Genomic DNA, 22742 nt, shown 5'->3' on the forward strand with positions numbered 1-22742 from the left:
CCTGTGGGTCAATCACAGTCCATAAAAACAAAAGCCGGCAAATGCCGGCTTCAATCTTACGCTCGCTTAGCTTCGTCTCTAAGCTCTCGTCGCAAGATCTTACCCACGTTGGTTTTAGGTAACTCGTCCCTAAATTCTACCAGCTTCGGTACTTTATATCCCGTTAAATGAATACGGCAGTGCTTAATGATGTCTTCAGCGGTTAAAGATTTATCTTTTGCCACCACAAATACCTTCACTAACTCACCACTGGCGTCGTTTGGCACCCCAACTGCGGCCACTTCAATCACTTTAGGATGCAGTGCAACCACTTCTTCGACTTCGTTAGGGAACACGTTAAAGCCTGAGACTAAGATCATGTCCTTCTTACGATCGACAATATAGAAGAACCCTTTCTCATCCATGTAACCAATATCGCCCGTGGCTAACCAGCCGTCAGTATCGATCACTTTGGCGGTTTCTTCAGGACGTTGCCAATAGCCTTTCATCACTTGCGGGCCTTTACCAAACAGCTCGCCAGTTTCGCCTTGTGCTAATACCTTGCCGTCATCATTACGGATTTGAATGAGTGTCGAAGGTGCAGGGAAACCAATTGAACCGTTGTAACCATCTAAATTATATGGGCAACAGGTTAATAGAGGTGAGGCTTCCGTCAGACCATAACCTTCGAGTAAACGGGTCTTAGTGATGGCTTGCCATTTATCCGCGACGGCTTTTTGTACCGCCATGCCGCCACCGATAGAGAGTTTTAAGCGCGAAAAATCCAACTGGGAAAAATCATCACTGTTCACTAACGCGTTAAATAAGGTGTTTACCCCAGTCAATGCAGTGAAAGGATACTTTTTCAACTCGGCCACAAATCCTGGGATATCACGGGGATTGGTGATGAGTAAGTTCTGGCTGCCTTTGTGCAAAAACAGCAGGCAATTCACAGTCAATGCGAAGATGTGATACAGCGGCAAGGCCGTTACCACAAACTCGCTGCCATCGTTTAAGGCGGGCGAATAAGCGCCATCGGCCTGCAATACGTTGGCGACTATATTGCCATGGGTCAACATCGCCCCTTTAGACACCCCAGTTGTGCCGCCTGTATATTGCAAAAACGCTAAGTCGTCGTTAGTGACTTCAGGCTTGATGTATTGCATGCGGCGACCAGTTGATAAGGTGTCGCGCATAGATAGTGCGTGGGGTAAGTCGTATTTAGGGACGAGCTTCTTAATGTACTTCACCACAAAGTTCACTAAGGTGCGTTTTGGTGCACTTAATTGATCACCTAAACTGGTGATAATGACGCTTTCAACGGGCGTTTGTTCGACCACTTCTTCTAAGGTGCGGGCGAAGTTTGACACGACAACGATGGCTTTGGCGCCCGAGTCAATCAACTGATGTTTAAGTTCGCGCGGGGTATATAGCGGGTTAACGTTAACGACCACCATACCGGCACGTAAAACCCCAAACAGTGCAATCGGGTATTGCAACAGGTTTGGCATCATTAAGGCGACACGATCGCCCTTTTCAAGCTTTAATTCATTTTGTAGATACGCGGCGAATGCACGGCTGCGTTCTTCCAATTTACGATAGGTTAGCGTGGCACCCATGTTGATAAATGCAGGTTGGTCTTCATACTTAGCCACCGCTGTTTCGAACATATCAACAAGCGATGAGTACTGCTCCACATTAATTTCAGCAGGCACATCTTTTGGCAAATGATTAATCCAAGGCTGATCCACTACTCTCTCCTAAATCCCCACAACTGCGGAAACAATATCCATACAAGCGTCAAGACTCGATAAATACCGAGTTAAAATACCGGCTTACATTTTATAGTTATTGATTGACTCGTCATAAATCATACGAGCGTTTTAATTTTGATCATCATCACATAAAAAAAACAAAAAACCTAGCGTCTTTTTTAGGGCAGTAAAAGCACCCTATTTAACGAATTCGCGGATCAAGCGCGCGACACCTTCGGCATTGTCCATGTGCACATGGTGATCGCCCTCTATTATGTGTTCAGACAAGTGTTTGAACCAGGTTCGCGCCTTAGGTATGGCGGTCTGCAACTGGCTAAATCCCTGTTTGCCACACACTAATAAGGTTTCAATATTGATGTCCTGCATTAATGCATCAACTTGAGCGAAGGTTAGCCTTTGGGGTGAATCTAATCTCAATCGAGGATCACTGCGCCAACCTATGCCCTCACCTTCGGGCTGCATATTACGCTCGAGCAATAGCCGACACCAAGGTTCGGCAAGTCCTGTTAAATGCGCCCTCGCCCGCACTGCAGTCTCTATGCTGTCGTAAATTTTTGCCTGCCCATGTTTCTGGGTTAAATACTTCTCGTGTTGATAGAAGCTTTTCCTTAGTCGTGCTTTCGCTTGCGTTGGCGATTCTGATAAGGGACTTAACGCTTCAATCAATACCAGCTTGTTGACCTTTTCAGGGAAGGTAGCCGTATATGCAGAGGCAATAATGCCACCGAGCGAATGCCCCACCATGGCCACAGGCTTTTGCGGTAATGCCGTTAATAGCGCATCCAAATCATACAAGTAATCAATCCAATGCAGCGGGTAATGCCCCGGCCGGTGCGCCGAAAAGCCATGTCCAGGCCAATCAATCGCGAGCACTTGATAATCGAGTAAATGCGCAGCTAAGGGTTCAAAACTGTTGGCATTATCTAACCAGCCATGTAAGGCCAGCAGTAAAGGTTTATCCTTCGCCCCCCATAATCGGCCTGCGACCTTAATATGAGGTAATACAAATTCGATTTGATTTTGGGGGGCGAGAGATTGCCACATAATGCCTCTGATGTCAGGTGATTAAGATGATTTTTTGACAAATTTGAGTGTCATACGATCACTTTCACCGATCGCTTGGTATTTTTCCTTATCCGTGTCACCCAAAGCAAAAGATGGCGGTAGCGTCCAAACACCTTTGGCATAATCCTTAGTATCTTTGGGGTTCGCATTGATTTCGGCGCTTTCAACTAAGGTGAAACCGGCTTTTTTGGCTAAAGCAACCATGGCCGCTTGGTCCATATAGCCAGTGCTAAAATTCATCCCTTCGTTGGCTCTATGCTCCACCACACCAAAGACACCGCCGTCTTTCAATACTTTATATGACGCGGCAAACACATTCTCTAACTGATCACTCGATGCCCAGTTATGAAGATTACGGAATGTTAATACCAGATCGGCACTGCCATCGGCGCCTAAATCCATCTTTTGTGGAGGATCGAAGGTAACAATCTTTGCATTGCCCATGACGTCTTTATTGGTCGTCATCCACGCAGCATACTTAGTACCAGCGTTGGCGCGATAGCGATTTCCGGGTGTATCCGTCGCGGGAGCGGTTTCGAAACTGGCGGCGATATATTGGCCTTCTTTGGCTAAATAAGGCCCTAATATTTCGCTATACCAACCATTACCTGGCCAGAGTTCAATCACAGTTTGTGTTGGGGTAATGCCAAAAAAACTTAAGGTTTCAGCGGGATGACGATAAACGTCACGGCTGGCATTTTTAGCCTGACGAAAATCGCTTTTTAAGACTTTATCTAAACTTTCATCGGCGTAGGTAACACTCGAACATAAACCAGCAAGCAGTAGACTGGCAACTAAGGTGACTTTTTTCATTGTAATTCTCCATGGATACCGAAGGCATAAGCTAGCAGCCAATGGCCAAAAATCCAAGGAATAGAAGTCGTAAAACCTAGGTTTGAGTGACATAAGTGGTTATGGCTCAAAGTGATGAGTCAATTCACCTTTAGCTAAACCAATAAAGCGCAAAGCGGAAAAAAGCCAGAGGAAACACAATACGCCTGAGGTATTAAATGACCTTGATGATTAGCGACTCGCAGCGTTATCCACACGGCGCCACGCAAAATACAAGGCGCAGGCACTGGTTAATAACCAAAGTCCCACCCAAATCCACGCGGGGATCCAAGAACGTTCGGCCAACATCACCGCATCACCTTGGCCATCAAGCCCGAGCAACACAGTTGGACTTGCCAGCGCATTAAGCATGATCATCAAACCGATAATACGCAAAAACTGGGTCAACATTTTGTTTTGACTGAGTTTAAGCGGTAACAACAAAATAATAGTGAGTACGGCTAGAATCGCCAGCGTGAGAATATCTCTGCCCCAAAGCAAGCCGCTTAGCACCACTAAAGCGCCCAGCAAGGCAAAGCTCACGCGGATCCCCTTTGGCCAAGTCGCGAGCAAGTAGATTAAATATCCCCAACAGGCCGCGCCAAAATACCCAGCAAAGCCAATCAACATAGGCGAACCGCCTTGGCTAAAACAAAAGCCTGCGCCGTTCGGAAACAATTGAATATGGCTGACCACGCCCGAGCTTAATATCGTCGCAATGCCGTGGGACAATTCATGGAAATAGCTTTCAAGCCATTTAAACGGCACGCTTAAATAGGGAATGCGAGTGATGAGTAACGCCACCACCAGCTCGATAATAAACAAGCCTCGGCTTGGCACACCGCTGGCGGCTAAACCTGTTAATTTAGAAGAGGAAAATCGCGAGGTAGAACGGGGAGGCTTTTGTTGATGTTCAAGCATACAAGTCCACGCCAACCATTTGCTGAATTTCATCGCGTTTGGCGGCATGTTGGGTTTGTAAATATTGGGCAATCGCCCCCTGATGACCACGCGTATCTTGTTCATACTCGAGGTGGGCGCCGAGCCTTGACTGTAAATTGCCCGCTGCGTTTTTACCTTTAGGCTGTGTTTCTAAACTGAGGGCTTCGACGGCATCTTGCTCAATCACTGGGCGTGACGATTCAGGCGCGGTTAGCCCCTGAGCGATAGCGGGTCTATTACTCGCTACGGCATTCGTCAAACTCATTTGATTCACATTAACTTGCATCAAGAAGCCTTAAGTTTGCACTATCCATCGTTAAGCCATTCATAGTTAAGAATGCTTAGCATTAATTGCCTGAGACTCTATCGCAGATACTCAGGCAAAGAACAGCTTATTCACGGCCGGGTAACTTTTTCCATGTAACTGTATCACGTAAATATACAGGTTCAAGTTCATCGACCGAGGTTGTTAGCCCTGCTTTGATACCTGCTTCAGCCAATATCAGCATAGCCCTTGCATCGGGATATTTCACGGCGTCGAGAGCTAAAATCCCTTTGCCGAGTGTCAGTAAATCTGGATACGCATCAAAACCTGTGCCGCAAGCCACAATGGGCGCTTGAGTATCAAGCTGAAGTTGTACGTTGGCAGGCGCACTGACCACTTCTTCACCGACTAAGGTCGCAATACCATCGACGGCCACAAACTGACCCCAATACACTTCGCCCATACGCGCATCAATGGCACACAGCACTTGCTCGGCTTGATGCTCGCTAATGGCCATTTGTGCCATTGCCGCTAAAGTTGAAATACCAATCACAGGCAAATCTAACCCCAGTGCCAGACCTTGGGTCATGCTAGTGCAGATACGGATCCCCGTAAAACTGCCAGGACCACGACCATAGGCAATCGCCGCCACTTTATCTAAGCTAATGCCCGCTTGCTTGAGCACTGAATCGACCATAGGCAACAGACGCTGGCTGTGTTCACGCGGCGCATCGGCAAGTTCAGCATAAATCTGACCTTGATATTGCAGCGCAGCTGAGCAGGATTCGGTACAAGTGTCTAAGGCAAGAATACAAGCAGAGTGTTCGTGTGTTATTGTCATTTCAAAACCGGATTAGCGGGCAAAATTTCGCATCAAGTTGACCATTTCGGTATTGTGCGAATATGCCATGAGTAAACTGGCGCAAATAATAACATCAAATGCCCGAAAACAAAGGGCTAAGCAAGCAAGTCAGCTAAAATAGCGCCCGCATGATATCCAGTAGCAAATCAGGACTTGATGGATTTATGTGATCTAAGTCAATGATCGATAAACTCATTAAGGAATACCGCCAGCTTGGGGAAACTTTTTTAACTTTGCTTGTCAGAGCAGACAAGTCTGGATTGAATTCATTCCTTGCCACTCCTTTATTATTGTACGATTGCATTAACCCGCCTTCGATAAGGATATTTCATGTTAAACACGCCTCCATTGCGTCGCCTAAGACGCTTACGTAGTTCAGAAGCGATGCGCGATCTGCTGCGCGAAACCCATATTTCGTTAAGCGATCTCATCCATCCCCTGTTCATAGAAGAACACATCACCCACGCAGTGCCTATCTCCACGCTACCTGGTATCAGCCGCTTACCTGAGACTGCACTGGCGGAAGAAGTGCGCGAGCTTTACGCCCTCGGGATCCGTTATGTTATGCCCTTTGGGATTTCCCACACTAAGGATGATAAAGGCAGCGACACCTGGGATGACAATGGTTTACTCGCCCGTATGGTGCGCACCATTAAAGCCGCCGTGCCTGAGATGATGGTGATCCCCGACATTTGTTTTTGTGAATATACAGATCACGGCCATTGCGGCGTGGTGCACAATAATGAAGTCTGCAACGATCTCACCGTCGAAAATTTAGTTAAGCAATCAGTCACTGCCGCTAAAGCGGGCGCCGACATGTTAGCGCCATCGGCCATGATGGACGGTCAAGTAAAAGCCATTCGCCAAGGGCTTGATGCCGCAGGTTTTGAGCATGTGGCGATTCTAGCCCACTCGGCAAAATTCGCCTCTTCCTTCTACGGTCCTTTTAGGGCCGCGGTCGATTGTGAACTCAGTGGAAATCGCAAGGGATATCAACTGGATTATGCTAATGGTCGCCAAGCCCTGTTAGAAGCCTCATTAGATGAAGCCGAAGGCGCCGATATCTTGATGGTTAAACCGGGTACGCCCTACTTAGATGTGTTAAGCCGTTTAAGACAAGAAACCCACTTGCCACTCGCCGCCTATCAAGTCGGCGGCGAATATGCAGGCATCAAGTTTGCCGCCCTTGCAGGTGCGTTGGATGAGCGTGCAGTGGTGACAGAAACCTTCATCGGCTTAAAGCGGGCCGGAGCGGATTTGATTGTCAGCTATTACACCAAACAATATGCCCAGTGGTTAGCCGAGAGTAGATAGTTACTTCGGTAACTACCGTTGCGGACATTAAAAAATCTATAAAAAGCGCCACCTTTATCGGTGGCGTTTTTGTATTTAGCATCCTGCGCTGAATTGCTTAAGCTTTTTGCAATCGTGCAAACAAGGCTTTCACTTTTTCGACTTTAGGGCGCACGACCATCTGACAATAAGGTTGCTCACCGTGTAAAGCAAAGTAATCATTGTGATAATTTTCAGCGGGATAAAACGTCTCAAATGCTGACACTTGGGTCACAATAGGCGCATCAAAAACCTTAGCCGCCGCTAACTGAGTCAACATAGCAGTGGTTTGCTCAATCTGCTCGGCATTATGGGCAAACACCACAGAGCGATATTGTGGCCCCTTATCATTGCCTTGACGATTGAGCGTGGTCGGATCATGACTCTCAAAAAAGACCTGCAATAGCGTCGTAAAATCAATTTCCTCTGGGTTGAACTCAATATGCACCACCTCTGCATGGCCAGTTTGACCCGAGCAAACGGATTTATAATCGGCATCATGGGCATCACCGCCGGCATAGCCAGAAGTGACGTTCACCACGCCTTTGAGGCTTTTAAAAATCGCCTCGACGCACCAAAAACACCCAGCGCCAAAAGTCGCAAAGCTGTTCGATGCTGGTTCAACAGCATCATCTATCCCTTTAAAAACCATAGAAACGGAGTTAACACAGTGACGAATATTGTTGGCAGTTAGCATCTCACCTTCAAAAACATGGCCTAAGTGACCACCACACTGGCTACAGACAATTTCGGTTCTGCGGCCATCGGCGTCGACATGGCGCGTTACAGCGCCGGCAATTTCATCATCGAAGGCAGGCCAGCCACAATGGGCATTAAATTTATGCTCAGAGCGGTACAAGGGCGCATGGCATTTTTTGCATAAATACAAACCCTTGGCATCATGATCATAATACTCACCACTAAATGGGCGTTCAGTGCCTTTTTCTTCGATAACATAGCGTTCAAAATCGGTCAGTTTGTTCATATTAATGCCCTTTCGACTCACGTCGTTGTCTATTTTGATACTCTTCATTCAGTTGATTAAGGAGCTGAGCCATAAAAAGTGAATATAAGACCTACTCCAAGCAAGATTTCTTGCGCTCAGCGGCAAAATACAACTGACATCCACCCAATCACAACACATCCCATACTAACGGATTTGACGGCTAACATCTTGCCACTTATGTCAGTTCCAATCTAAGCGTTTATATCAGTACTCATATAAACAACTGCATAAATGACGGAAAAAACAGCAATAGTTCCTGATCGCAATCGCTGAGTATTTGCACCTGCTCCAGTGCACGGCTACACTTGCAGCGGGTCAAATTACAACTAAATATAACAAGTAGAAACGCACATGAAATTAGAAACCATTGATTACCGCGCTGAAAACAGCGCCCAGCAATTCGTTGAATCACTTCGGGAAACTGGCTTTGGTGTTTTATCTAATCATCCGATTGATAAGCGCTTAGTTGAAGACATCTACACCGAGTGGCAAGCCTTTTTTAATTCAGAAGCCAAAAACGACTATATGTTCAAAAAAGAAACCCACGACGGTTTCTTCCCCGCATCGATTTCTGAAACCGCCAAAGGCAACACAGTCAAAGACATTAAAGAGTATTACCACGTGTACCCTTGGGGCCGGATCCCCGATTCACTACGTGCCAATATTCTCGCCTATTACGACAAAGCCAACGCGTTGGCCGCTGAACTTTTAGAGTGGATTGAAACCTACTCACCCGAAGACGTAAAAGCCAAGTTTTCAATGCCATTGCCAGAAATGATCGCCAACAGCCAAAAAACCTTGCTGCGCATTCTGCATTACCCGCCGATGACGGGCAGTGAAGAAATGGGCGCAATTCGCGCGGCAGCCCATGAAGATATCAACCTTATCACTGTGTTACCTGCCGCCAATGAGCCAGGACTACAAGTGAAAGCCAAAGATGGCACTTGGTTAGATGTGCCCAGTGATTTTGGCAGCATCATTATCAATATCGGTGACATGCTACAGGAAGCGTCTGGCGGCTATTTCCCATCGACCTCACATCGCGTCATCAATCCTGAAGGTACGGATAAAACCAAGCCACGGATCTCTTTGCCGTTATTTTTGCATCCAAACCCTGCTGTCGTGCTGTCTGAGCGTTATACCGCCGACAGTTATCTGATGGAAAGACTGCGCGAGCTTGGCGTTATTTAACCCCCGAATACCGCCCATTAATCCGAGAGATAATCGCAAGAGATAGTCAAGGATTAAGCGATTAAAGCGCCTTAGGGCGCTTTTTTTATGACATTCGCCACCTTCAAGGTAGAATAGCCGTTCTTTAAGTTATTTAGGACAAGGCGTTATCATGGCAATTCAGTGGTATCCAGGGCATATGCACAAGGCACGCAAAGAGATTGAAGAGGCAATGCCTCAGGTCGATCTTGTTATCGAAGTGCTGGACGCGCGTATTCCCTACAGTAGCGAAAACCCCATGGTGGCTCAGCTTCGAGGCGACAAACCTTGTATCAAACTGCTCAATAAATCCGATCTGGCCGATCCAGAGATCACAGCGCAATGGATTGAATACTTAGAGCGTGAACAAGGCGTAAAAGCCACGGCGATCACCACACTGCAAGCGGCAATGGTGAAAAAGATCCCTGATATCTGCCGTAAGTTAGTGCCAAGTCGTGATAAAACCGAAAAAGACATACGCACTATGATCATGGGGATCCCCAACGTCGGGAAATCCACCATCATCAATACCTTAGCTGGCCGTGTTATCGCCAAAACAGGTAACGAACCTGCGGTGACCAAAACCCAACAAAGGATCAATTTACGTAACGGTATCGTACTCTCGGACACCCCAGGGATTTTGTGGCCCAAAGTGGATAACGAAGCGAGCAGCTATCGCCTCGCAGTCACTGGTGCCATTAAAGATACCGCAATGGAATATGAAGATGTGGCTCTGTTCGCCGCTAAGTATTTCTTAACCGCTTATCCAAAAGAGATTTGTGAGCGCTACAACCTCAGTGAATTACCAAAGGATGATGTGGCTTTACTTGAAGCAATTGGCCGTAAACGTGGCGCCCTGCGTCCCGGTGGTCACATCGATATGCACAAGGCATCTGAGTTATTGCTGCATGAATACCGCTCAGGCAAAATCGGTTTACTTTCATTAGAAACGCCTGCGATGGCCGAGCTTGAGAAGATTGAAGTCGCCCGCATCATGGCGGAGAAGGAAGCAATAAAAGAAGCCAAACTCGCAGCAGAAAGATTGAAGCGTTCTGGTAAGCGCCATAACGACTAACTGATTACGCGTAGTCATCACGCTTAGTCATCACGGCAAGTTATCTTACTATCTCTGCAAGCATTGAAAATAACGCTTAGAGTGTATTTAAGATAAGACGCTAATGGCGTTGATATTCAAGCTTAGTAAGCTAATTCATCAAGCTTAATATTTAAGCCAGCATATTGAATATGCTGGCTTTTTATTTTCATAAACGAAGATGTCGTGTTAACAAACACTGTCACGCGCAACTACTTTTGTGGACCAGAGGTCAACCTATCAAGCAAGGCATCCATACTCTGCTCTAATAAATCCAACACCAGTTCAAAGCCCTGTTCGCCACCATAGTAAGGGTCCGGCACTTCTGTGACTTGCGTATCCGTATAGGAGAGCATTAACTGTAACTTGTACTTATACTCGAGCGGACAACGGCTACGCAAATCCGCTAAATTGGCCTTATCCGCCGCCAAAATTAAATCAAAATGTTCAAAGTCGGCATCCACAACCTGCCGTACCCGCATTCCATCGAAACTAAAACCCCGCTTTTTCCCCGCCGCCATAGCGCGGCGGTCAGGCGTATCCCCTTGGTGATAACCAATAGTACCCGCAGAGTCCACCTCAATATTGAGCCTACGCTGCGCAACCTTAAAGCGACACACAGCTTCTGCCGTCGGTGAGCGGCAGATATTGCCCAGACACACCATTAATATACGTTGCACTCTCGCCTCTTTCATTTCATTCAATCCTTCAACAGTCAAAGCTTATCCATCGTCATGATGAAGTGATTAAATGTACTTTGTGCCTTAGCTGTCAAATTAAATTGAAATAAAGTCTACCAAAACAAGTGCTTGCACTAAGTCTCGTTAACCGTACACGCCCCTATTGTTGACTGTCGATCTTATCTACATCGACTCGTACCCGCAGGAAACTGGCAAATCTGGGTAAGCCATTTACGGTAAGACCTAAATATTTATAGGTGATGATTGCACCCACAGCGGGAGGATGTTGGCGCTCTGCGAGATTAAAACCTGTGCCTATGTTGAAAACGCGGCCGTCTGGGGTTTGTACTCTTATTGCACCCATTTGCCCTGCAAATTGATCTTTACCTGGTATATGGCCGATCACTGTCGCTTCAGCATCATAATAGGGTTTTAACTTCATCAAATTAGGATTGCGGCCACTGGTATATGTCGCGGAGCTGCGATGCAGTATTAATCCTTCAGCGCCTTTAGCAACTAAGCTATCAAGTTTTTGATACAGAGCTTCAAGACTGTCCACTTGGAACTGCGCTATAACTTCAAGATAATGCGATTTATCGCTTAATTCGGTCAACGCAAATTGATAGCGATGCTGAAAGTCGCCACCCGCCTTGGGCACATCGAACACCATAAATCGCACTTTGCGCCAGTCATCATCCTTGGCTGAGGTTTGTCGAACTATGCTCGACATAACCTCAAACTGGCCTCGCCCAAGCCATAATTCACCATCGAGGGGATAATTCGGAAAATTCGCGATAAACCAAGTTGGAGCAGCAATAAGATTACCTTGCCGAGTCAATAGTGCCTGACCATTCCAGTAACCTCGCACCCCGTCGAGTTTTTCGCTAATCAAAAAGTCGTGAATATTAATCTCTTGCTGGGCATCAAACTCGGTTGCCAACTGTATCGAAGGTAGTGAGGTTTGTGCATAGGTCACTGGGACTAAACAACCGAATATTAGCAGACTGAGTAAGAGCAGACGTTGTTTGAAAAACCGAAAGCGGATAAAACGATGAAATGTTAAATCTTGTAACGGGCTGATATGAGTCATTCCCTTGCTCACTCTGGCAATATATCCTTCATCAAGCTTAGAACGCATAGCTCAAGTTGCACTAAAAAACCGTCGAAAGTCACTAAGCGCCTAAGTTAACAACGAATGTTGATGACGATTTTACTCAGTTAATTGTTTATGCGCTTTTCATCTCGGGCTATACTGCGGCCAAATTTATTAACTCAGTCAAATGTTAAAATCCACAACAGTTGGTTTTATCAAACCTGTTTGAGTGAGCAACACCTCAGCGCATTGTCGCTAATGTCTATTGGAAACACTATGAAACCAGCCAACAATCACGGTATTAAACGCATTTTCAGAGCGACGGGATTTTCGATGAAGGGCTTAAAGGCCGCTTGGATCCACGAAGCCGCTTTTAGACAAGAATTAATGTTGGCCATCGTCATGTTACCCGTGGCTTTGTGGGTTGATATCAGCACGATTGAACGTTTGTTGCTGATTTTTACACTGTTTATCGTGTTGATTGTTGAGCTTTTAAACTCGGCGATTGAAGCTGTGGTCGATCGTGTTGGCAGTGAAATTCACCCACTAAGCGGCCAAGCCAAGGACATCGCCTCGGCCGCCGTGTTTATGAGTCTTGCGCTGTGTGGATTAACTTGGCTGGTTGTACTCGCGCCACTGGTGTTTTAACACCGACGTTTTAGATAGTCGCATGAGCAAACACTGAGCCATCGTCCCTTAAAAAGTCGATGGCTTGTTTGATCTGGGCTAAACGATCATTTTCTGCCCAATAGGCAACATACACATTTCGTGAAATAGCGCTGGCGCCACTAACGTGATGCAATTCGCCGCTGCGCAAAGCATGCTGCACCAAATGCTCAGGTAAGAAAGCACAACCACCATTATTTAGGATGAAATCCAAGGCGATACGCGCAGAGCTCGTATGTAGCGTTGGCACAGGCAGCGACGCATATTCTTGCGCATGCACAATATTAAACGCCGTCCCCCAATCCACTTTTACATATTGCCCCGGCACCACGGCATTCACAGTTTGACCTTTTAGGCTCGAAACCAACAACAAATTAATTTGCCCCAGCTGCACTAATTCAAATTGATCAAGCTTTGGCGGATCGAATGAAATCGCGATATCGAGGGTGCGGTCCATTAATTGGCGCGTCATCGCATTGGCAGGCAGCACTTCGGTGCGCAGCGCCACGCCGGGCAGCCCCACATGCAGCCCCTGTAAATATCCTTGCAAATAGGCATCCCAAATATTCGGCCCTGCACCAATAGCAAGCTGAGTCGACTGTAACTGGCTAAGGGAAACATCTTGTTTAGCCCGCTCCCACGCCGTTAATACTGCTTCGGCATGGCCAAGCATGCGCTCGCCTGCAGGTGTGGGCTGAATGTTATTCCGCTGCCGCTCAAACAGCGCGACGCCTAAAATGCTCTCAAGCTGCTTGACTCGAAAACTCACAGCACTGCGCGTGAGATACAGATTCTCGGCCGCTTTACCGAAATGGCGAGTACGGGAGACTTCAAGAAAGGTTTTCAGTAAATCGGTATCCATAAAAATTCTTGACCAACATAGGCAAATTTTTTTGATTTATAAATCAATAATACTAGCCAATACTCCAGTTGCAAATCTTTGTATATCAAAAACTAGAGGGTATCTGCCATGTCTGAACAGTCTTTTTCAAACGCTAACAAGGGTTCTGAGACGTTTAACGGCTCAGCTGCTGCCAGTTTTGTCTCGCAAAAACGTTTCTACGACGACGCGAATTTCCCCAAAGGCTTCAAACGGAGCGGCGATTTTACTAATAAGGAAGCTGAACTGCTTGAATTGCATGGTCATGCAATGAAGAATTTGGCTGAAGGTAAAACCTTGCCCTGCACCTCCGATGAAGCCCAATTTGTGGAAGTCGCCAAAGGAAATATCGCGCCCAGTAGCTTGTTAGAGCAGATCTGGGTAAAGTATCGCAGGCTTGCCATGGGGAAACCCTTTTATGCCGTGGTTGGTACAGTGCATTTGCCTGCAACCAAGCCCGAAATAGAAGTAGAGGCCGAGGCTGTATTTGATATTGAAGATGATGTTCAGGATGAACCTGAACCCGAGGATAAAGAATGAAGATTAAGGTTTGCTACTAAATGCGTGGTTGGATTTTATATAAAGAAACCGCGACTCAGCTAAAACCTGAATGGTATGAAATTGAGCGTCTACTGGCGGCAGCAAAAGCCGACAACATACAGTTGGAAGTTTACGCACCTGATGAATTTGATCTCACTGTCACCAGAGAAGATAACAAGAGTATTTTATTGAATGGGCAAGCCGTTGAGCTGCCCGATTTTATTATTCCGCGAATGGGGTCAGGCACAACTTACTTTGCCTTAGCCATTATTCGCCACTTAGAAAGATTAGGGGTGTATTGCCTCAATCCGTCTAAAGCCATTGAAATCGTTAAAGACAAATTATTCTCCCAGCAATTGTTGGCCGAGAAAAATTTGCCTACGCCTAAAACTATGTTGGTTAAATTCCCCGTTGATATCGCCCTCGTAGAGCGCCATCTCGGCTTTCCTGTGGTGATTAAAACGCTTTCTGGCTCACAGGGCAGCGGTGTGTTTTTATCCCACAAGGCACGTGAATTTGACGATCTAATGCAGTTGATTGAAGCGACCAACAAAAACGCTAACATTATTCTGCAAGAGTTTATCGCTAACAGTCACGGGCGCGATCTACGGGTATTTACCATCGGTGGTCGTGTTGCAGGTTGCTACGAAAGGCGTGGTCAAGAAGACAGCTTTAAAGCCAATGTCAGTGCCGGCGGCTCAGCGCGTCCATTTCAGATCACTCCTGAAATTGAATGGCTTGCCACGCAAACAGCCAATATTCTCGATCTCGATGTTGCGGGTATCGATTTATTGTTTGATAACGGCCATTACAAGATTTGCGAAGCAAACTCATCCCCAGGATTTGAAGGCTTAGAATCCTGTTTGAATGTGGATATTGCCGCGCAAATTTTACACTTTATTCGCATCCGTTTAGGCATGTTTAATAAAGATGAGCCAAGTAGCCCCAAAGTGGTTATTACTGACAATGTAGAAACGTCTGTAGCGCCCGTTATCGTGCCTAAATAGCGGACGAGGGACAACTTAATATCTAGCGGTATCACGCCGCTAGCTATTCTTAAATTGATTTACGCCTCCATTTACGTGTTTCACATCCATCGGCATATCGCGACACAAGCAAAGCTGCAATACTGAAGCCATGCCTAAGAAGCGCTTTCCCTTCCCTTGCGTCAGCCCTTCAATCCACAATTGATGTGATGTTTCGTTCAATTTTCATTCAATGCCGCTAAAATAAGTCCTACTTTTGTTTTAAATCACAAATTTTCGCATTTTTTAAAACATTTTATTCACATCGCGAAATTTGCTGTTAAACTCCAAATGTCGATTTTTTATGGCACTAAAGTCTGACCTTATCGCTAAACATAATAAGAATAATGCTGGAGTTACTCCTTAACATGTCGATTCGCCTGTTACCCCTCATCATAGCGTCACTCGTCAGCACTCAAGTGCAAGCCGATGACTTTACTATTCAGTTAGGCGGTTTTTACTCGCAGTCAGACACTAATATGCAAGTCACTAACCCAGTTTCGGGTAATAATTTCACCTTAGATTATGAGTCCGATCTACAACTCGCTGAAAACGAATTTCTGCCTTTTATTGAGTTAAATTATCACTTCAACGAGCGGCATAATATCTACCTCGACTGGAAACAACTCCACCGCAGCGCCGACACCCAAGCCTTAGCCAAACCCTTCCAGCTCGAAATCAACGACACCATTTACGATATCAAAGCCGGCGGTAAGCTCAGTTCAACCTTAAACATCGACGTGCTGCGCTTAGGCTATGGTTATGATGTCTTTCAAGGCAGTAACTATGATGTGGGTCTGTCATTTGGTTTACACACTATGTTTATCAAGACAGGTTTTGAAGGTATGATTGGGGTTTGCGCTTCATCGGAACTACTCAATAATGTCTGTGGTAGCCAAGCGATACCGCGCATTGTTGATGAAAATGTCACTGCACCACTGCCGGACTTTGGCATTTATGGTCAGTATGAATTTGTTCCAGGTTGGCAAGTTACCAGCCATGCACAGTATTTCTACATCACACTCAATGATGTAAAAGGCGAACTCGTTGATATCAAAGTGGGGGTCGATGCACAAATCACTCAAAACTGGCGTATGAGCGTGGCCTATAACTACTACAAAGTGGATGTGGATATCGCCCAAAACTCGCCGAATAAAGACACTCAAATCGCCGATTACAATATCTATTACAGCTTTATCGGCCCTATGCTTTCCATCAGTTATTCTTTTTAATTCAAACACATTCGATTAAGACCCTGATTGTCTTAAATTGCCCACGCTTAGCTAAAACTATCGCTTAATCCCCAGCTAAAATCAGCGTTAAAAAATAAGGGCACCTACTGGGCGCCCTCATGATTCAACTCATTAACATTATTTACGCCCATCTTGCTCGCGCTTGGCTTTAAAGTCAGATGACTCAAGCCAATGGGGCCAATCGGTACTATTGGCTAAGCTGGTAATCATACTGGCGATGAGATCTAGATCTTGGCTTACACCACCTAAATTCCAGCTTGGATCATAATCATCGGCAGGCTTGTGATATTTATGGGCGATATAATCAGGATCGGTATCTCCAAGGCTCATAAATAGCAATCCAGGTACACCTTGTTGTGCCAGCGCAAAGTGGTCCGATCTAAACATCAACCCATTCTGCGGTCTTGGATCACCTTTAACCGAACGCTCTTGGGCCTTCGCGGCGTTATCTAAGTATTGCTCCAACTCAGATACACCTTCGCCATAACGCAAAATGTAATCCACGCCCTTATTCACATTCATGCCATCGATATTTAAAAAGGCGACGATGTTTTTCGTTGGCACACTCGGATGCTGAGCAAAATGCTGCGCTCCAATCAGACCCGTTTCTTCCGCCGTAAAGGCACTGAAGAGCACCGAGCGATCCAGTGGTGCCATCTTGGCTTGCTGTTTGAAGTAACGCGCCAAGGCTAAAACCCCCGCCACACCGCTGGCATTATCGACAGCTCCGTTCAAAATCTCTGACTTACCGTCTTCAATCACAGTGCCAAGATGATCCCAATGGGCATGCATCATCACCACTTCGTCGGGGCGCATTTTGCCGGGCAGTAAAGCCGCGACGTTTTGGGACTCGGCGCGTTCAATTTTATTGTTTAACGTGAACTGCGCGCTCAACTTAAGTGGGATCGCCTTAAAGTTTGGCTTGGCAGCTTGCTGCTTTAAGGTATCAAAATCCAATCCTGCTTTAGTGAAGATTTTTTGCGCGGTTTCGTGCTGAACCCAACCCATGACGCCAACTTGGCCTTGGTTATTATTGGCATCGACCAGAGTGAACTTAGTGCCCGTGTTGGAGTTTTGCACCACACCCCAACCATAGGCGGCAGGCGCGGTTTCGTGAACAATAAACACAGCCTCGGCGCCTTGACGCGCGGCTTCCTCATACTTATAAGTCCAGCGACCGTAATAGGTCATGGCATTGCCTTTAAATACCGCAGGGTCTTGAGTCGCAAAGCCGGGATCATTCACGAGCACGATAACGGTTTTACCTTTTACATCTAACCCTTGATAATCGTTCCAACCATATTCGGGCGCGTTGATCCCGTAGCCGACAAACACCACATCGCTTTTATTCAGGCTCACGGTTTCGGCGATTCTTTGGGTTCTCGCGGTAAATTCACTGCCATTGGCAAATTTAAGTCCGCCAATATCAAGCTGCATGTTTTGATCTGCGCTAATTTGCGCCAAGGGTACGGCCTGCAGATAACTGTCGCCAAATCCGGGTTTGAGACCCATATCTTTAAATGCTTTCACTAAATAGTCTAAAGTTAAGGTCTCACCTTCAGACAAAGGCGCACGTCCACCGAAGGCATCACTGGCTAAGGTTTTAACATCGGTTCGGTATTGCGCGAGATCGAGGCTTTGCACAAATGCGGTTTCAGCTAAAACGGGTAATGAGATAGTGGCCATCAGACTTGTGGCTAAGATGATATTTTTCACAACTTTCTCCCAAGTTATTATCATTATTTGATTTTAAGGATAGACTTTACCATATCATCTTTGGTTTATGATGGAAGTCTTAGCGCAAACGGAGTCGCTGCAGCCCAAGCACAAACGGTGTTCATGCCTTCATCGAGCAGGAACACTTGTGGTTAGTCTTGAACAGATAACAACAGAATAAAATAGCGAAAATCTTAAAATATCCGTTTATTTTCATTAAGTAAGGTAACAATATGTCGCTAGAGTTATTACAAGCCGCTGCACTGAATCTCAAAAAAGCAGTGCCTCTGATGCTCAAACATAAAATTCCGACCACCCCGGTTAACTATGCGCTTTGGTACACTTATGTTGGTGAACAGAATCCCGAATTAAATCAACGACTCGATACCGTTATCGCCCAGTACAATACCTGTCCTCCTGTAAGTAGCGAACTCTTATATCGCCAGTATGTTGCCGATCCCGTTGAACTCGATATCCGCGAAATGCGCCAGAATCTGGATGCTATGGTGACTGAGCTGTCCCAATCGCTCAAAGATACCAATCTAGATGCCAATGAATTCCAGTCGCGCATCGAGAGTAATTTTGAAAAGCTCAACCGCATCGAAGATGAGGGTTTTAGTGTTGAGCAAGTGCTCGATCTGGTGCGCAGTTTAGTGAAAGAGTCAGACAATATTCGCTCGAGCACTGAGTTCTTCACCGGACAATTGCAGAAAGCTCAAACCGAAATCGATGCGCTAAAGAAAAAGCTCGAACAGACTGAAAAAGATGTGCTCTACGATGCACTAACTGGCTGCTTTAATCGCCGCGCCTTCGACAGCGATTTTGCCGGCATGCTGGCCCAAGCGCCCTTAGGCACCTGCGTGATCTTGGCCGATATCGACCATTTTAAAGTATTTAACGACACCTATGGCCACCAGCTTGGCGACCAAGTGTTACGCGCCGTGGCCAAACGGCTACAGGAATCCTGCCGCGATGGTGCGAAACTGTATCGTTTTGGCGGTGAAGAGTTTGCGATTATTGTGCCTAAAAGTCAGTTACGTATTGCAAGGCAACTGGCTGAAGCCATGCGCCGTGGACTCGAAAAGCTCAGTTTGAAAGACAGACGTAAAGACGAGCGCATCAATAATATCAGTGCCTCATTTGGGGTTGCCCAATGGCAAGAAAAACAAACGGGCATGCAGTTGATTGAAGCGGCAGATAAATTACTTTATGACGCTAAACGTTTAGGTCGAAATCGCGTGTTACCGATCAGCAACTAATTGTGATGACTTGATTATGCTAACTGGAACGTAATGAATTAGCCTGAAGCCGATGATTCGGCTTCAGGCTAGGATGATTAAAAGACAATCATTTGGCGGTTACTGATAAGCACTATTTGATCAGCATGATTTAATCAACATTATTAATGTTGACATTGTTAGCTCAAAGCAGCCTTAACGCTTTGGTTGAAGATTGCGCTAAGGCTTAAATTAACGTGCGACCTAATGGGTGAAACTGCGCGTACTAGAAGCGACCTTCCCTTGCATCCCATTCCCAGCTGAAGCTGAAACATCGGCACTAACCGTATCCATTGATTCATCCTCAACCGGTATCGCCTGCACCACAAAGCGCAGTTCGGCGCCGCCTTGAAGCGCATCGAAGGGATAACAAGTGATTAAGGTTAAGCGATTATTATCGGATGGCGCCATAAACTGCGTTTCAGTTTCATGCACCACCTGAGTCGCAACTACTTCATAAATAATGTGATTTCCCTTAAGCGTTTGCAGCGATAATCGACGCCCTACCGTCATGCCATTAAGGATGGCAAAATGCGTGTCCCTGTGTCCGGCAATCACAGTATTGCCCTTTTGCCCCGCTGGCGCACTGGACAACACTAGACTCGGGCCAAAGGCTAAATTTCGCCCTGAAGCCCCCGCCAATACATATAAACTGTCATTAAGCTCGACTTCAATATCGCTATTAGCCGCTTGCTCACGATAAATGGACAGCTTTGCGACGGGGTAAGTATCTGCCCATGACCAAGGCTTATGGGATTGTCCATCGGCTAAGGTTTTAGTCCACGCCTGTTCAATCAAATACTGGGCAAAGTGTGCTTTAGCTTGCATATAGAGTCCCTTTCCTAACAATGTTGCACCAATTAAAAATAATCCCACTACTAAAAATCGCTGTGTTCGGCCTTTGCTCATCGCGCTTTACTCGTCGTTCATGATTCATGGTTCATCGATGACTGGCAAGCGCCATCATGGCCGCCTTCTCTTCGCGTTTTTGTCGCAGAATCGAGCCCATAAGCACCAAGGCCAGTAGCAAGGTCAATGCACCCAATAACATATCCAAACGGCTCGATGTCGCAGTTTGCGGCAAGGCACCAAAGGGTTGCCAACCTAAGGGCAAGTGCTGACGCACCACGGCATCGCGGCTCATTGCAGTTGAATCTATGGGGGTTAAGTCCACCGCAACTAAACTGGTATAGGCGCTGACTAAGTGATAATTCATCGACAAAGCCGTGACTTGCTGCTTTACCTTGTCATCATTCGCACCATTTTTACTCAGCTCCAATGCACCAATCTGTTTACGCGCCCAGAGTAAATCTAAACCCGCACCTTGATTAGTGATAAGTCCCGCTGAGTTGTCCTGAAGAGATAACGACTGTTGCCAGTTTTTATGCCCTTGGCGACCTGAGATCACTAATTCCTGCGGCTCACGGGCGCTGCGTTTTAGACTTACGAGCACAGGCTCGCCGCGGTACAAATCTGCAATCGGTGACGGCCAGTAATCGGGCACACTGCCATCGTCATAACGCACTTGAATATCGGTTAACACGGGATATTGAATTTTGCTCAGTAAGGCGCTGATCTTCTCGTCGACTTCATCCACTTTGCCAATATAAGTAAAAGTGCCGCGACCCAGTTCTGCCGCCCTTTGCATAAAGTGAGAATTAGGCGCTGAGCCTATACCAACAGTAAACAAGCGGCTCTCACCGATTTGGTAGCGGATCAAATCGAACAAGGCTTGCTCATTGCCCACAGAGCCGTCGGTCATAAAGATCACTTGGCGCAAAGGCTGCACTGCATCGGGCGGGGCACTGCCCAAGGATTTTGGCAAGGCAGCATCCAGTGCAAGCGCCATTTCGGTGCCACCATCGGCTTGTAAACGGCTCACAAATTGACGGGCACGGGACAAATTCGATGAGGTCGCCGGTAATGATGTCGCTGAAAACTGAGACAGACTGGAGTTAAATTCGATAATGTTAAAACTGTCCTCGGGCTTGAGTCCTTTTAATGCATAAAGCAGTGCATTTTTGGCTTGAACGATAGAATCCCCCGCCATAGAGCCCGAAGTATCAATCACCAAAATTAATTCACGGGGCAAACTCAGTTGGGTGCTCTTTTCGACCTTAGGAGGCAACACCATGACGAGACTGTAATTATCTTCATTCATGCCGTTGGCTTTGCTGGTTTCAAGCGTGTCCTGAGACAAATTATCGCCATCGGGTTTATGGGTCTTACCCTGTTGATTAAACACCCAAGCCATTGGACTCGTACCCTGCTGTACGCGCCATTGCAATACAAAGTCACGATTGGCAGGCACGCGTTGCGCTAGTGACACATCGACGCCGCTATTGGTTTGCTTAAGTTGGATATCATGGTAAGGGCTCTCAATTGACGCCTTATCAACCCCCTTTGCCAGCAAGACTTGAATGTCAGCCCTGAGCACAGGATCGCGTCCATTGGCGCCGTCCCGCACAGGCGCCACAATCCGGTCGGCATCAAACACCTGCGAGCTGGTCACTCGACTCGATTGACGTGCCATAGGCTCATTTGAGTCGCTAGCACTGGCGTCAGAGGTTAAGCCCGGAATATAACGAGGCGCGACCACCAGCGGAAAACGTAGGCTAAACAAGCCATCTTCATATTTGACACTCTCCTGATAGCTGATTTCGACAATCAGCTCCTCTTGTGGTGCTAGGTTAGCCACTTCGGTCGTGAACATATTTGGCCGCTCTTGGCTCACTAAGCTGGCGCGTTTGCCTTCCGCTTTGGCTTGCTCAAAAATCTGCTTAGCCTCGGCCTTAGGATGAATTTGCCCTTCGATAACCCTTTGGCCGATATGTAATCGCAGCGAATCCACCGCCGCCTCATTGGGCAGCGGGAACAGATATTGCCCATTCAACACAAACTCAGTGTTATTGCGAAAAACCTGCTTCACACTCACGCGATTACTTAAGCCTGAGACTTGCATCGACACTTGTGTATCGAGTGGCAAAGATGGCACCCAAGCGCCACTCGGCTGGCGATAAAGTAATAATCCCTGGGTAATGTCATCGTAATTAATGACCTGTGATTCTGCCGTACTTTGAGCAGTATTTTCGCCGACCAGCGCCGAGGCAATATTCTGCGGCTCAGACAATGTGCCCGTGCTATTGGGTGAGGCTAATGCCACAAAGGGCAAGCCCCAACATACGGCGGCACTGATCATTAATATCGCTAAGCTTTCGCTGATTTCTTTTACCCTTTTCCCTGTGATCATCAC

Annotated in this window: 21 protein-coding genes; 8 read left to right on the forward strand and 13 right to left on the reverse strand. The window is 46.7% G+C overall.

Features of this window, described 5'->3' with window-relative positions:
- Nucleotides 1–56: 56 nt before the first annotated feature.
- From fadD to tsaB, 6 genes are all read right to left on the reverse strand, one after another.
- Nucleotides 57–1730 (reverse strand): long-chain-fatty-acid--CoA ligase FadD, encoded by a 1674-nt coding sequence (gene fadD, locus Q4Q52_RS13915; RefSeq protein ID WP_261273369.1) that lies wholly within the window; start codon nt 1728–1730, stop codon nt 57–59.
- 201 nt (nt 1731–1931) lie between these two features.
- Nucleotides 1932–2798 (reverse strand): alpha/beta fold hydrolase, encoded by an 867-nt coding sequence (locus Q4Q52_RS13920; RefSeq protein ID WP_006086388.1) that lies wholly within the window; start codon nt 2796–2798, stop codon nt 1932–1934.
- A 21-nt stretch (nt 2799–2819) separates the two neighbouring features.
- A complete protein-coding gene (locus Q4Q52_RS13925) occupies nt 2820–3632 on the reverse strand; it encodes a methyltransferase (protein WP_311990878.1) in 813 nt (270 codons plus the stop codon).
- Nucleotides 3633–3842: 210 nt separating this feature from the next.
- Nucleotides 3843–4571 (reverse strand): M50 family metallopeptidase, encoded by a 729-nt coding sequence (locus tag Q4Q52_RS13930; RefSeq protein WP_006086386.1) that lies wholly within the window; start codon nt 4569–4571, stop codon nt 3843–3845.
- Entirely contained in the window at nt 4564–4878 is a 315-nt protein-coding gene (locus Q4Q52_RS13935; RefSeq protein ID WP_063882846.1) for a hypothetical protein, read from the reverse strand. Before Q4Q52_RS13935 ends, Q4Q52_RS13930 begins: the two co-directional genes overlap by 8 nt.
- Before the next feature lie 106 nt (nt 4879–4984).
- Nucleotides 4985–5698 (reverse strand): tRNA (adenosine(37)-N6)-threonylcarbamoyltransferase complex dimerization subunit type 1 TsaB, encoded by a 714-nt coding sequence (gene tsaB / locus Q4Q52_RS13940; protein ID WP_311990879.1) that lies wholly within the window; start codon nt 5696–5698, stop codon nt 4985–4987.
- Nucleotides 5699–6049: 351 nt separating this feature from the next.
- Here tsaB and hemB point away from each other — a divergent pair, with 351 nt between their 5' ends.
- Nucleotides 6050–7033 (forward strand): porphobilinogen synthase, encoded by a 984-nt coding sequence (hemB, locus tag Q4Q52_RS13945; RefSeq protein WP_259514457.1) that lies wholly within the window; start codon nt 6050–6052, stop codon nt 7031–7033.
- Between the two features lie 97 nt (nt 7034–7130).
- On the opposite strand, the gene Q4Q52_RS13950 is transcribed toward hemB, so the two are convergent.
- On the reverse strand, nt 7131–8036 hold the full coding sequence (locus Q4Q52_RS13950; RefSeq protein WP_311990880.1) for a bifunctional methionine sulfoxide reductase B/A protein: 906 nt from the start codon (nt 8034–8036) through the stop codon (nt 7131–7133).
- Nucleotides 8037–8408: 372 nt separating this feature from the next.
- Between Q4Q52_RS13950 and Q4Q52_RS13955 the strand changes: the two genes are divergently transcribed.
- On the forward strand, nt 8409–9248 hold the full coding sequence (locus Q4Q52_RS13955; RefSeq protein ID WP_006081351.1) for an isopenicillin N synthase family oxygenase: 840 nt from the start codon (nt 8409–8411) through the stop codon (nt 9246–9248).
- A gap of 151 nt (nt 9249–9399) precedes the next feature.
- Nucleotides 9400–10341 (forward strand): ribosome biogenesis GTPase YlqF, encoded by a 942-nt coding sequence (gene ylqF / locus Q4Q52_RS13960; RefSeq protein WP_311990881.1) that lies wholly within the window; start codon nt 9400–9402, stop codon nt 10339–10341.
- 230 nt (nt 10342–10571) lie between these two features.
- Here ylqF and Q4Q52_RS13965 read toward each other — a convergent pair whose 3' ends face one another.
- Together Q4Q52_RS13965 and Q4Q52_RS13970 are read right to left on the reverse strand one after the other, a co-directional pair.
- Entirely contained in the window at nt 10572–11054 is a 483-nt protein-coding gene (locus Q4Q52_RS13965; protein ID WP_311990882.1) for a low molecular weight protein-tyrosine-phosphatase, read from the reverse strand.
- Between the two features lie 145 nt (nt 11055–11199).
- On the reverse strand, nt 11200–12129 hold the full coding sequence (locus tag Q4Q52_RS13970) for a DNA ligase (protein ID WP_311990883.1): 930 nt from the start codon (nt 12127–12129) through the stop codon (nt 11200–11202).
- Between the two features lie 279 nt (nt 12130–12408).
- Between Q4Q52_RS13970 and Q4Q52_RS13975 the strand changes: the two genes are divergently transcribed.
- Nucleotides 12409–12780: a diacylglycerol kinase gene (locus Q4Q52_RS13975; protein ID WP_300482009.1), complete on the forward strand. Its 372-nt coding sequence runs from the start codon at nt 12409–12411 to the stop codon at nt 12778–12780.
- 10 nt (nt 12781–12790) lie between these two features.
- Here the strand turns inward: Q4Q52_RS13975 and hdfR are convergent, their stop codons facing one another.
- Complete coding sequence (gene hdfR, locus Q4Q52_RS13980; protein WP_006086379.1) at nt 12791–13660, reverse strand: HTH-type transcriptional regulator HdfR; 870 nt, start codon at nt 13658–13660, stop codon at nt 12791–12793.
- Nucleotides 13661–13768: 108 nt separating this feature from the next.
- Between hdfR and Q4Q52_RS13985 the strand changes: the two genes are divergently transcribed.
- The 3 genes from Q4Q52_RS13985 to Q4Q52_RS13995 all read left to right on the forward strand — a co-directional run bounded on the left by Q4Q52_RS13985 (nt 13769) and on the right by Q4Q52_RS13995 (nt 16475).
- Nucleotides 13769–14218: a DUF413 domain-containing protein gene (locus Q4Q52_RS13985; RefSeq protein WP_011846617.1), complete on the forward strand. Its 450-nt coding sequence runs from the start codon at nt 13769–13771 to the stop codon at nt 14216–14218.
- A 20-nt stretch (nt 14219–14238) separates the two neighbouring features.
- The gene (locus Q4Q52_RS13990; protein ID WP_311990884.1) at nt 14239–15225 is read left to right on the forward strand and encodes a RimK family alpha-L-glutamate ligase; all 987 of its coding nucleotides are present in this window, start codon (nt 14239–14241) and stop codon (nt 15223–15225) included.
- 386 nt (nt 15226–15611) lie between these two features.
- Nucleotides 15612–16475: a DUF481 domain-containing protein gene (locus Q4Q52_RS13995; RefSeq protein WP_311906584.1), complete on the forward strand. Its 864-nt coding sequence runs from the start codon at nt 15612–15614 to the stop codon at nt 16473–16475.
- Nucleotides 16476–16613: 138 nt separating this feature from the next.
- Here the strand turns inward: Q4Q52_RS13995 and Q4Q52_RS14000 are convergent, their stop codons facing one another.
- Complete coding sequence (locus tag Q4Q52_RS14000) at nt 16614–18236, reverse strand: M28 family metallopeptidase (protein WP_311990885.1); 1623 nt, start codon at nt 18234–18236, stop codon at nt 16614–16616.
- A gap of 209 nt (nt 18237–18445) precedes the next feature.
- Between Q4Q52_RS14000 and Q4Q52_RS14005 the strand changes: the two genes are divergently transcribed.
- Entirely contained in the window at nt 18446–19471 is a 1026-nt protein-coding gene (locus Q4Q52_RS14005) for a GGDEF domain-containing protein (RefSeq protein ID WP_311990886.1), read from the forward strand.
- 222 nt (nt 19472–19693) lie between these two features.
- Here Q4Q52_RS14005 and Q4Q52_RS14010 read toward each other — a convergent pair whose 3' ends face one another.
- The gene (locus tag Q4Q52_RS14010) at nt 19694–20398 is read right to left on the reverse strand and encodes a class GN sortase (protein ID WP_311906582.1); all 705 of its coding nucleotides are present in this window, start codon (nt 20396–20398) and stop codon (nt 19694–19696) included.
- Nucleotides 20399–20429: 31 nt separating this feature from the next.
- On the reverse strand, nt 20430–22739 hold the full coding sequence (locus tag Q4Q52_RS14015; protein ID WP_311990887.1) for a marine proteobacterial sortase target protein: 2310 nt from the start codon (nt 22737–22739) through the stop codon (nt 20430–20432).
- Between the last annotated feature and the right edge of the window lie 3 nt (nt 22740–22742).

It is taken from the genome of Shewanella sp. SP1S2-4 (assembly GCF_031932075.1).
Classification (GTDB): domain Bacteria; phylum Pseudomonadota; class Gammaproteobacteria; order Enterobacterales; family Shewanellaceae; genus Shewanella; species Shewanella baltica.